Here is an 11,592-nt window from a genome sequence, read left to right as displayed (position 1 = left end):
CGCCGGGCGCGTCACGGTGCCGCCTGGGTCTGCCTGGCCTGCGCGTCGGTCACCAGCCGGAGCAGGGCGTCCAGGTCCTGCTGGCGGATGTGCGGGTTGAGCAGGGTCGCCTTGAGCCACAGCCGGCCGCCCGCCGCCGCGCGGCCGAGCACCGCCCGCCCCTCGTACATCAGCTCCCGGCGCAGCGCCGCCACCTGCTCGTCGTCGGCGCCCGCCGGACGGAAGAGCACGGTGCTGATCACCGGCTGCCCGTGCAGGTCGAGCGCCGGGTGCCGGTCGACGGCGGCGGCCAGCTCCTGCGCGTGCCCGCAGACGGTGTCCACCAGGGCGCCGAGGCCTTCGCGGCCCAGCGCCCGCATGGTGACGGCGATCTTCAGCACGTCGGGGCGGCGGGTGGTGCGCAGCGAGCGGCCCAGCAGGTCGGGCAGGCCCGCCTCGGTGTCGTCGGTGGCGTTCAGATAGTCCGCCTGATGGCCCAGCGGGCGCAGGGCGGCGCCGTCCGGTACGGCGAGCAGGCCGGCCGCGACCGGCTGCCAGCCGAGCTTGTGCAGGTCGAGGGTGACGGAGACGGCCGACTGCAGCCCGTCGAGCTTGCCGGCCTCGTGCCGGCTGAACAGCAGCGGGCCGCCGTAGGCCGCGTCCACGTGCAGCTCGGCGCCGTGCCTGGCCGCGGTCTGCGCCAGCTGCGGCAGCGGGTCGATCGCGCCGGTGTCCGTGGTGCCCGCGGTCGCCACGAGCATGGCGCGGCCCGGCAGTTCGTCCAGCGCGGCGTCCACGTCCGCGGGGTCGAGCACACCGCTGGGGGTGTCCACGACGACGGGGCTCGGCAGGCCGAGCAGCCAGGCGGCGCGCTGCACGCTGTGGTGCGCATTCGCCCCGCACACCACCTGCACGCGGGGTCCGCCGGCCGCCCGCTCCCGCGCCAGCAGCAGGGCGAGCTGGTTGGACTCCGTCCCGCCGGTCGTCATCAGCGCGTCGGGGGCCGGCAGGTCGGGATAGACGACCGCCGCCAGCGCGGCGGCGGCCCGCGCCTCGATCTCGGTGGCGGCCGGTGCCTGGTCCCAGGAGTCCAGCGACGGATTGAGCGAGGCCGCGGCCAACTCCGCTGCCGCGGCCAGGGCGAGGGGCGGGCAGTGCAGGTGGGCGGCGCAGTAGGGGTCCGCCGGGTCGGCGGCCCCCCGGGCCATCTCGCGCACCAGCGTGTGCAAAGCCTCGTGGGCGCCGGTGCCCATGCCTGGCAGGGGCCGGCCCACGGCGCCGGCCACCCGGCGCGCGGTCTCCTTCGGCCCGCCCGCCGGCATCGGGCCGCCCCGGGCGGCGGCGCCCTCCTCCAGGGCGGTCAGCACGGTGTCGACCAGGGGTCGCAGTTCCGCCGGGCCTTGCCGGCCACCCGCCAGGCCGGGCATCTCCTTCAACCGTCCTCCACGTGTTCTTTTCCCTCCCCCAGCACAACGACCCACTCCCCATGGCGGGCACGCCCCATTTCCCCGGGGAGTTGGGGGGTGGGTGCCACTTGCGGTGGCGTTCGCCGTTTCCCCGCCGTCGTGGCTGAGCGCGCCATTCCGCGCGCCTCTGAGGGGGCTGCCACTTGCGGTGGCGGCGCAGCTTTCCCAGCGCCGTGGTTGCGCGGGCAGTTCCTCGCGCCCCTGGAAAACGCTCACCCTCCGTGCGGAGGGCACCCCCAGGGGCGCGGGGAACTGCGCGACAAGCCACCCGCCGGGGCGCAGGCAAGCCGCCACCGCAAGGGGCGATCAGCGCGGCCCCGGAAAAAAACTACGCGCGGATGCGCAGCGTGCGGGAGAGGTCGTCCAGGCGGTCGGTCAGGGCGCGGTGGAGGGCTGGGGTGATGGAGGGGGTGGAGAGGCAGGCGTGGCCGAGGGCGAGGGTGGTGGTGGAGACCGCCGTCGCCGGGAAGGCCGTGCGCCCGGCCGCCTCCGCGATCGCGGTGCCGCGGCGGGCCGCAAGCGGCACCACCTCGGGGAAGTACCGCTCGACGTACTCCGCGGTGAGCGCGACGTGCTCGGGGTGCCAGAAACCCTGCGCGTTGGCCGTGAAGAGGTAGTTCGACTGCGAGTCGTCGTGGAACATCGCCTCCCACGCGGCAGCCTTGGCCGCGGCGTCCGGCAGCGCGGCCCGGCACCTGGCCGCGCCCTCGCGCCCGACGGCGCTGGGGTCGCGTGCGAGCTCCGCGTCGATGTCGGCGCGGCCGGCCGCGCCGAGTACCGCGAGCCGCAGCAGCATCCGCCAGCGCAGCTCGGGGTCCAGGGGCGGGCCCCCGGGGATCTCCCCGCCGTCGTACCAGCCGCGCAGCTCCCCGGCGTCGAGCGCCGCGTCGACCAGCGTGCGGGTGGCGCTGAGCCGGGTGCCGTCGAGGCCGGCGGCGAGCAGTGCGCGGGCGACCTCCGCGAGGGTGCGCAGCGCGTCGGGGCGCAGCGCCGGGTCGAGGTACTGGTCGGCGAGCGGCCCGCGGGCGAAGGTGAGGACGGCGTCGACGATGCCGGGCTCGGCCTCCCCCGGCAGGTGTGCGGCGGTCAGCGCCAGATATTCGGCCGGGGCGATGGCCCCGTCGCGTACGAGGTCGCGTGCCGCGTTCCAGACCACTGCCCGGCCGAGCGGGTCGGGCAGCCCGCCGAGGGTGTCGCGCAGTGTCGCCCAGGAGTGCGGGTCGAAGCGGACCTTGGCGAAGGTCAGGTCGCCGTCGTTGAGCAGGATCACGTCGGGCCGCGGCCCGGCCAGTTCGTGGTGTTCGGCGACCGAGTCGGCGGCGATGTCGACGGTGAGCCGGTCGCGCAGCACGAGCGTGCCGGGGGCGGTGACGGCCCGGTCGTAGAGCCCGACCTCGATCCGGTGCGGGCGCTGCCCGCGGTGGTCGATCTCCAGCCGCCAGCCGCCCTCGGGCCCGCCGGGCCCCACCGCGGGGGTCAGCGTGTCCAGGCCCGAGGTGCGCAGCCAGGCCGCAGCCCAGCCGGGGACGTCGCGGTCGGTGGCGGAGCCGAGGGAGTCGAGGAAGTCGGCGAGCGCGGCGTTGCCGAAGCGGTGCCGGGCGAAGTGCGTGTTGAGCCCGGCGGTGAAGGCCTTGGGCCCGAGCCAGGCGACGAGCTGGCGCAGCGCGGAGGCGCCCTTGGCGTAGGAGATGCCGTCGAAGTTGTTCATCGCGGACGCGGTGTCCGGCACCGCTTCCGGGTCGGGGGCGACGGGGTGGGTGGAGGGGCGCTGGTCGGCGTCGTAGCCCCAGGCCTTGCGGGCGATCGCGAAGTCCGTCCAGGTACCGGTGAATCCGGTGGCCTCGGAGAGCACCTGGCAGCCCATGTACTCGGCGAAGGACTCGTTCAGCCAGATGTCGTCCCACCAGCGCAGCGTGACGAGGTTGCCGAACCACATGTGCGCCATCTCGTGCGCGATGACCACCCCGCGGAACTGGGCCTCGACCGGGGTGACGGCCGAGCGGTGCACGAAGTCCTCCCGGAAGGTGACAAGACCCGGGTTCTCCATCGCCCCGGCGTTGAACTCCGGGACGAAGGCCTGGTCGTAGGAGTCGTAGGGGTACGCCTCGCCGAACAGCTCGTGGTAGCGGTCGTAGCAGCGCCGGGTGATGCCGAGGATCGCCGGGGCGTCGTGGTCGAGGTGGCGGGCCATCGAGCGGCGGCAGTGCAGGCCGAACGGCAGGCCGGCGTGCTCGGTGCGCACCGAGTGCCAGGGGCCCGCGGCGACGGCGACGAAGTAGGTGGCCAGCGGCGGGGTGGTGGCCAGCTGCCAGCGGCCGGGCGCGGTCCTGGTGGCGATGCCGTTGCCGAGGACGGTCCACTCCCGCGGGGCGCTGACGCTGACGTCGAAGACGGCCTTGAGGTCGGGCTGGTCGAAGGACGCGGCGACGCGCTGCATGTCGTTCATGAACAGCTGGGAGTAGACGTACGCCTCACCGTCCTCGGGGTCGGTGAAGCGGTGCATGCCCTCGCCGGTGCGGGAGTAGGACATGTCCGCCTCGACGCGCAGCTCGTGCTCGCCCGCGGCCAGGCCGGCCAGCGCGATCCGGTTGTCGGACAGCAGGCCGGGGTCGAGCTCGCGGCCGTCGAGTACGACGCGGCGCAGGGCGGCGGGCCGGATCTCGGCGAAGGTGTCGCAGTCGCGCAGGGCCAGGAACCGGATCACGGTCGTCGAGCCGAACGCCTCGTCACCTCCGGTCAGGTCGAGGTCGAGCGCGTAGTGGTGAACGGTGAGGTCGCGGGCACGGGTCTCGGCCTCCGCGTGGGTCAGAACAGGCATGCCGCACATGCTGCCGCAAGCCGTGCCACCGGGGACAGGCGCCCACGGCGGCGCGTAGGCTCGTCCGTCACGGGGAGGTGGTCATGGCCGAGTACGCGGAGCCGGGGGCGTCGACCGCGGGAGGCGGGGCCATCGTGCACGGTTTCCCGCACCTCGACACGGTACGGGCGGCGCTCACCGCGCTGTACCGCAGGCTGTCCGGCGACGGGGTGCAGCGCTTCCCGAGCAGCGTGCACCCGGAACTGGTGGACTTCCCGCCCGACGAGGACCTGTATCTGGGCGCGCAGCGGGTCGCCCGGGTGATGGTGCAGCACTTCCGGCTGCCTGACGCCCGTATGGTCGTCGGCTTCCGCGACATGGTGCACGCGGGGAACGTCGAACTGGCCGCGGGCCCCGAATACTTCATCGAGCTGCACTCGCGGTTCAGGACCGACAGGCGCGACGTGGGCGCGGCGCTGGCGCACGAGGTGACGCACGTCTATCTGCACCGGCTCGGCCTGGAGTTCCCCGGCACCCGGGACAACGAGATCCTGACCGACACGGTGACGACGTATCTGGGCGCGGGCTGGCTGCTGCTCGACGCCTACCGCGAGGAGGCCGCGATCCGCGGCGAGCGGCTGATGATGTCGGCGTACAAGCTGGGCTATCTGACGCCGGAGGAGTTCGGCTACGTGCTGGCCAAGCGGGCGCGGGCCTTCGGCGACGACGTGGAGCCGTGGTTCCGCAGCGCGCAGGCGCGTGACGCCTACCGGGAGGGCCTGGCCCGCGCCGAGCACGACCTGCGCCGCGCGCCGCTGGCCGCGGCGGGCTGGGCGGCCCGGCGCCGTTACGCCAAGGACCGCAAGGCGCTGGCGGCGGGGCCCGACTACTCCTTCGAGGCCGCGGGCCCGACGGTACGGGTCGCCTTCCCGTGCCCCACGTGCTTCCAGCGCATCCGGCTCCCCTGCCGCGGGCGCCTGCGGGCCCGTTGCGCGCTGTGCCACACCGAACTCGACGTCGACACCTGACGCCGCCCCCGGTGGGCGCCGACGGCACAGCGCCCGCCTTCGGTCGGGGAGGCGGGCGCTGCTGGCGTTCCGCACGCCGTTGTGCGGGACATTCGGGGGGCCGTCAGACGGTCAGCGGCCGGTCCGTGGGGCGGATCGGGGCGTGCAGGGCGGACGGGAGGCCGGTGAGGTACGCGTCGACGGCCTTGGCCGCCGAGCGGCCTTCGGCGATGGCCCACACGATGAGCGACTGGCCGCGGCCGGCGTCGCCGGCGACGAAGACGCCGTCGACGTTCGTGGCGTAGGAGCGGTCGCGGGCGATGTTGCCGCGGGCGTCCAGGGCGAGGCCGAGCTGCTCGACCAGGCCGTTGGACTGGTCGGTGCCGGTGAAGCCCATGGCGAGGGTGACCAGTTCGGCCGGGATGACCCGCTCGGTGCCCTCCTGCGGCACGAAGCGGCCGTCCTGGAAGACGACCTCGACCAGGTGCAGCTCGCGGACGTTGCCGTCCTCGTCGCCGGTGAACTTCACGGTGTTGACGGCGTAGACCCGCTCGCCGCCCTCCTCGTGCGCCGAGGTGACCTTGTAGACGGCCGGCATCGTCGGCCAGGGCTGGCCGACCGTGCGCTCGTCCGCGGGGCGCGGCATGATCTCCAGCTGGGTGACCGAGCGGGCGCCCTGCCGGTGGGCGGTGCCGACGCAGTCCGCCCCGGTGTCGCCGCCGCCGATGACGACGACGTGCTTGCCCTCGGCGGTGATGGGGGGCGCCACGAAGTCGCCCTCCTGTACCTTGTTGGCCAGCGGCAGGTACTCCATCGCGAAGTGGATGCCGTTCAGCTCCCTGCCGGGGGCCGGCAGGTCGCGGGAGACGGTCGCGCCGGCCGCGATGACGACGGCGTCGTACCGCTTGGCGAGCTTGCCGGCGTCCAGGTCGGTGCCGATCTGCACGCCGGTGCGGAACTTGGTGCCCTCCGCGCGCATCTGCTCGATGCGCCGGTTGATGTGCCGCTTCTCCATCTTGAACTCGGGGATGCCGTAGCGCAGCAGCCCGCCGATCCGGTCGGCCCGCTCGTAGACCGCGACGGTGTGCCCGGCCCGGGTGAGCTGCTGGGCGGCGGCCAGGCCCGCGGGGCCCGAGCCGATGACCGCGACGGTCTTGCCGGACAGCCGCTCGGGCGGCTGCGGGGTGACGTCGCCGGCGTCCCACGCCTTGTCGATGATGGTGACTTCGACGTTCTTGATGGTGACGGCGGGCTGGTTGATGCCGAGCACGCACGCGGACTCGCAGGGCGCCGGGCACAGCCGCCCGGTGAACTCCGGGAAGTTGTTGGTGGCGTGCAGCCGCTCGGAGGCGGCCTGCCAGTCCTCGCGGTAGGCGTAGTCGTTCCACTCGGGGATCAGGTTCCCCAGCGGACAGCCGTTGTGGCAGAACGGGATGCCGCAGTCCATGCAGCGGCCGGCCTGCTTGCTGATGATCGGCAGCAGCCCGCCGGGGACGTAGACCTCGTTCCAGTCCTGCCTGCGCTCCTCGACCGGGCGCGTCGGGGCGGTCTCGCGGCCGGTGGTGAGGAAGCCCTTGGGGTCAGCCATTCGCCGCCTCCATCATCTTCGCGGTGGTCTCGGACTCGGAGAGTCCGGCCTGCTCGGCGGCGTTCTTGGCGGCGAGCACTGCCTTGTAGTCCCTCGGCATGACCTTGCCGAAGCGGGTGAGGGCGGCGCCCCAGTCGGCGAGCAGCCGCTCGGCGACGGTGGAGCCGGTCTCCTCGGCGTGACGGCGCACCACATCGTGCAGCCACGTGATGTCGTCGGCGTCGAGCGCCTCGACCCCGACCATGCCGGGGTTGACGGCGGCCGGGTCCAGGTCGAGGACGTAGGCGATGCCGCCGGACATGCCGGCTGCGAAGTTGCGCCCGGTGGCGCCGAGGACGACGGCGCGGCCGCCGGTCATGTACTCGCAACCGTGGTCGCCGACGCCTTCCGCGACGACGGTGGCGCCGGAGTTGCGCACGCAGAAGCGCTCGCCGGTCCTGCCGCGCAGGAACAGCTCGCCGCCGGTGGCACCGTAGGCGATGGTGTTGCCCGCGATGGTGGAGTATTCGGCGAGGTGGTCGGCGCCGCGGTCGGGGCGGACGACGACCCGGCCGCCGGACAGGCCCTTGCCGACGTAGTCGTTGGCGTCGCCTTCGAGCCGCAGGGTGATGCCCGCGGGCAGGAACGCCCCGAAGGACTGGCCCGCGGAACCGGTGAAGGTGATGTCGATGGTGCCCTCGGGGAGCCCCGCGCCGCCGTACTTCTTGGTGACCGCGTGGCCGAGCATGGTGCCGACGGTGCGGTTGACGTTGCGGATCGGCACCTGGGCGCGGACCGGGGCGCCGCTGTCCAGGGCGTCGGCGGCGAGCCGGATCAGCTCGTTGTCCAGGGCCTTGGCCAGGCCGTGGTCCTGCTCGGTGGTGCGGTGCAGCGCCGCGCCCTCGGGCAGGTCGGGGACGTGCAGCAGCGGGGCCAGGTCCAGGCCCTGCGCCTTCCAGTGGTCGACGGCGCGGGCGGCGTCGATGACGCCGGCGTGGCCGACGGCCTCCTCGATGCTGCGGAAGCCCAGCTCGGCCAGGATCTCCCTGACCTCCTCGGCGATGAACTCGAAGAAGTTCACCACGAATTCGGGCTTGCCGGTGAAGCGGTCGCGCAGCACCGGGTTCTGGGTGGCGACGCCGACCGGACAGGTGTCCAGGTGGCACACCCGCATCATGACGCAGCCGGAGACCACCAGCGGCGCGGTGGCGAAGCCGAACTCCTCGGCGCCGAGCAGCGCGGCGATCACCACGTCGCGGCCGGTCTTGAGCTGGCCGTCGGTCTGCACGACGATACGGTCGCGCAGCCCGTTGAGCAGCAGCGTCTGCTGGGTCTCGGCCAGGCCGAGCTCCCAGGGGCCGCCGGCGTGCTTGAGCGAGGTCAGCGGGGAGGCGCCGGTGCCGCCGTCGTGCCCGGAGATCAGGACGACGTCGGCGTGCGCCTTGCTGACGCCGGCCGCGACGGTGCCGACGCCGACCTCGGAGACCAGCTTGACGTGGACCCGCGCCTTGGGGTTGGCGTTCTTCAGGTCGTGGATGAGCTGGGCGAGGTCCTCGATGGAGTAGATGTCGTGGTGCGGCGGCGGGGAGATCAGGCCGACGCCGGCGGTGGAGTACCGGGTGCCGGCGATCCACGGGTAGACCTTGTGGCCGGGCAGCTGGCCGCCCTCGCCGGGCTTGGCGCCCTGGGCCATCTTGATCTGGATGTCGTCGGCGTTGACCAGGTATTCGGAGGTGACGCCGAAGCGGCCGGAGGCGACCTGCTTGACGGCGCTGCGCCGGGCCGGGTCGTACAGCCGCTCGGCGTCCTCGCCGCCCTCGCCGGTGTTGGACTTGCCGCCGAGCTGGTTCATGGCGATGGCCAGCGTCTCGTGCGCCTCGCGGGAGATCGAGCCGTACGACATGGCGCCGGTGGAGAACCGCTTGACGATCTCGCTGACCGGCTCGACCTCGTCGATGGCGATGGGCTCGCGCTCGGACTTCAGGCCGAACAGGCCGCGCAGCGTCATCAGCCGCTCCGACTGCTCGTTCACCCGCTCGGTGTACTGCTTGAAGATGTCGTAGCGGCGGGTGCGGGTGGCGTGCTGGAGCCGGAAGACGGTGTCCGGGTCGAACAGGTGCGGCTCGCCCTCGCGCCGCCACTGGTACTCGCCGCCGATCTCCAGCCGGCGGTGCGCGGCCTGGATGCCGGAGACCGGGTAGGCCTTGGCATGCCGGGCGGCGACCTCGGCGGCGATGACGTCGATGCCGACCCCGCCGATCTTGGTGTCGGTGAGGTGGAAGTAGGTGTCCACGAACTCGGCTTCGAGGCCGATGGCCTCGAAGACCTGGGCGCCGCGGTAGGAGGCCACGGTGGAGATGCCCATCTTGGACATGACCTTGAGCACGCCCTTGCCGAGCGCCTTGATCAGGTTGCGCAGCGCCGCCTCGGCCTCTATTCCGCCGAGGAAGGTGCCGGCCACGGCCAGGTCCTCGACGGACTCCATGGCCAGGTAGGGGTTGACGGCCGCGGCTCCGTAGCCGATCAGCAGCGCCACATGGTGCACCTCGCGGACGTCGCCGGCCTCGACCAGCACGCCGACCTGGGTGCGCTGCTTGGTACGGATCAGGTGGTGGTGCACCGCTGAGGTGAGCAGCAGCGAGGGGATCGGGGCGTGCTCGGCGTCGGAGTGCCGGTCGGACAGCACGATCAGCCGGGCGCCGTCCTCTATGGCGGCGTCGGCCTCGGCGCAGATCTCGGCCAGCCGGGCGGCGAGCGCCTCGCCGCCGCCGGTGACCCGGTACAGGCCGGAGAGGGTGGCGGCCTTCATGCCGGGCATGTCGCCGTCGGCGTTGACGTGGATCAGCTTGGCCAGCTCGTCGTTGTCGATCACCGGGAAGGGCAGGGTGATGTTGCGACAGGAGGCCGGGTTGGGCTCCAGCAGGTTGCCCGACGGGCCGATGGTGGAGATCAGCGAGGTGACGAGCTCTTCGCGGATCGCGTCCAGCGGCGGGTTGGTGACCTGCGCGAACAGCTGGGTGAAGTAGTCGAACAGCAGCCGGGGGCGGTCGGACAGCGCGGCGATCGGCGAGTCGGTGCCCATCGAGCCGAGCGGTTCGCCGCCGGTCCTGGCCATCGGGGCGAGGAGGACCCGCAGCTCCTCCTCGGTGTAGCCGAAGGTCTGCTGGCGCCGGGTGACCGAGGCGTGGGTGTGCACGATGTGCTCGCGCTCGGGCAGGTCGGCGAGGTCGATCAGACCGGCTTCGAGCCAGTCGGCGTAGGGGTTCTCGGCCGCGATCCCGGCCTTGATCTCGTCGTCCTCGACGATCCGGTGCGAGACGGTGTCGACCAGGAACATCCGGCCGGGCTGCAGCCGGCCCTTGCGGACGACCTTCTGCGGGGCGATGTCCAGCACGCCGGACTCGGAGGCCAGCACCACCAGGCCGTCGTCGGTGACCCAGTAGCGGCCCGGGCGCAGACCGTTGCGGTCGAGGACCGCGCCGACGAGGGAGCCGTCGGAGAAGGTGACGCAGGCCGGGCCGTCCCAGGGCTCCATCAGCGTGGAGTGGTACTGGTAGAACGCCCGCCTGGCGGGGTCCATGGACTCGTGGTTCTCCCACGCCTCGGGGATCATCATCAGCACGCTGTGCGGCAGCGAGCGGCCGCCCAGGTGCAGCAGTTCCAGCACCTCGTCGAAGGACGCGGTGTCGGACGCCTCGGGGCTGCAGACCGGGAAGATCCGCTCGATGTCACCGGAGAACAGGTCGCTGGCCAGCTGCGACTCCCGGGCCCGCATCCAGTTGCGGTTGCCCTTGACGGTGTTGATCTCGCCGTTGTGCGCGACGAAACGATAGGGGTGTGCGAGCGGCCAGCTCGGGAAGGTGTTCGTGGAGAAACGCGAGTGCACCAGCGCGATGGCGGTGGCGAAGCGGCGGTCCGACAGGTCGGGGAAGAACGGCTCCAGCTGCCCGGTGGTGAGCATGCCCTTGTAGACCAGGGTGCGGGCGGACAGCGACGGGAAGTAGACGTCGGCCTCGCGTTCGGCGCGCTTGCGCAGCACGAAGGCGGGCCGGTCCAGGTCGATGCCGGACAGCGCCCTCGCGTCGTCCCCGGCCCCCGCGGCCAGGGGGGCGCCGCCGGCCACGAAGAGCTGGGAGAAGTACGGCATGGTCGAGCGGGCGGTGGAGCCCAGCAGCTCGGGGGCGATCGGGACCTCGCGCCAGCCCAGGACGGTCAGGCCCTCCTCGGCGGCGATCCGCTCGATGGCGTCGACGGCCTTGGTGCGGTCCTCGGTCTCGACGGGCAGGAAGGCCAGTCCGACGGCGTAGTGCCCGGCGGCGGGCAGCTCGAAGCCGACGGTGTCACGCAGGAACGCGTCAGGGACCTGGAGCAGCATGCCCGCGCCGTCGCCCGAGTCGGGTTCGGCGCCGGTGGCCCCGCGGTGCTCCAGGTTGCGCAGGACGGTGAGGGCCTGCTCCACCAGGGCATGGCTCGCCTCGCCGGTGAGGGTGGCCACGAAGCCGACACCGCAGGCGTCGTGCTCGTTGCGGGGGTCGTACATCCCCTGCGGGGCGGGGCGCCCGTCCATGAACGCGGAACGCGAACGCATGGCTCTCCCGTCGTCGTCTTTGGCTTGTATGCATTGCCTGTTTCCAGGCATGAGCAACAGGGACGACGTTGGCCCTCTGCGATTTCGTGCAGGTTACATGATGGCCGAGTGTTCGAGAAGCGGATACTCAATTCCAGCATGTGGACGAACCAGGGGGGTGGAGCAGCCAATTCAGGCCAGCGTCTGAC

At 72.7% G+C, this 11,592-nt stretch carries 5 protein-coding genes; 1 reads left to right on the top strand and 4 read right to left on the bottom strand.

Translation table 11 applies throughout. The features are described from left to right. Positions 1 to 11: 11 nt before the first annotated feature. Together OG702_RS27530 and pepN are read right to left on the bottom strand one after the other, a co-directional pair. Complete coding sequence (locus OG702_RS27530; protein ID WP_327293396.1) at positions 12 to 1,406, bottom strand: pyridoxal phosphate-dependent decarboxylase family protein; 1,395 nt, start codon at positions 1,404 to 1,406, stop codon at positions 12 to 14. A 367-nt stretch (positions 1,407 to 1,773) separates the two neighbouring features. Continuing rightward, the gene (gene pepN / locus OG702_RS27525) at positions 1,774 to 4,263 is read right to left on the bottom strand and encodes an aminopeptidase N (protein ID WP_327291633.1); all 2,490 of its coding nucleotides are present in this window, start codon (positions 4,261 to 4,263) and stop codon (positions 1,774 to 1,776) included. Positions 4,264 to 4,346: 83 nt separating this feature from the next. On the opposite strand from pepN, the gene OG702_RS27520 reads away from it, so the two are divergent. Next, entirely contained in the window at positions 4,347 to 5,270 is a 924-nt protein-coding gene (locus OG702_RS27520) for a hypothetical protein (protein ID WP_327291632.1), read from the top strand. A 103-nt stretch (positions 5,271 to 5,373) separates the two neighbouring features. Here the strand turns inward: OG702_RS27520 and OG702_RS27515 are convergent, their stop codons facing one another. Then, positions 5,374 to 6,837 (bottom strand): glutamate synthase subunit beta, encoded by a 1,464-nt coding sequence (locus OG702_RS27515; protein ID WP_327291631.1) that lies wholly within the window; start codon positions 6,835 to 6,837, stop codon positions 5,374 to 5,376. Next, positions 6,830 to 11,404 (bottom strand): glutamate synthase large subunit, encoded by a 4,575-nt coding sequence (gene gltB / locus OG702_RS27510; RefSeq protein ID WP_327291630.1) that lies wholly within the window; start codon positions 11,402 to 11,404, stop codon positions 6,830 to 6,832. Before gltB ends, OG702_RS27515 begins: the two co-directional genes overlap by 8 nt. Positions 11,405 to 11,592 lie beyond the last annotated feature (188 nt).

Origin of the sequence: Streptomyces sp. NBC_01198 (genome assembly GCF_036010485.1) — a bacterium.
Taxonomy (GTDB): Bacteria; Actinomycetota; Actinomycetes; order Streptomycetales; family Streptomycetaceae; genus Actinacidiphila.
The sequence above is the reverse complement of the archived record's forward strand: the minus strand, read 5'-3'. Positions and strand labels throughout refer to the sequence as shown.

Bases quoted from the DNA above. Each gene is read 5' to 3' on its own strand.
- OG702_RS27530 (WP_327293396.1), bottom strand. From the start codon at position 1,406: ATGCCCGGCCTGGCGGGTGGCCGGCAAGGCCCGGCGGAACTGCGACCC.
- pepN (WP_327291633.1), bottom strand. From the start codon at position 4,263: ATGCCTGTTCTGACCCACGCGGAGGCCGAGACCCGTGCCCGCGACCTC.
- OG702_RS27520 (WP_327291632.1), top strand. From the start codon at position 4,347: ATGGCCGAGTACGCGGAGCCGGGGGCGTCGACCGCGGGAGGCGGGGCC.
- OG702_RS27515 (WP_327291631.1), bottom strand. From the start codon at position 6,837: ATGGCTGACCCCAAGGGCTTCCTCACCACCGGCCGCGAGACCGCCCCG.
- gltB (WP_327291630.1), bottom strand. From the start codon at position 11,404: ATGCGTTCGCGTTCCGCGTTCATGGACGGGCGCCCCGCCCCGCAGGGG.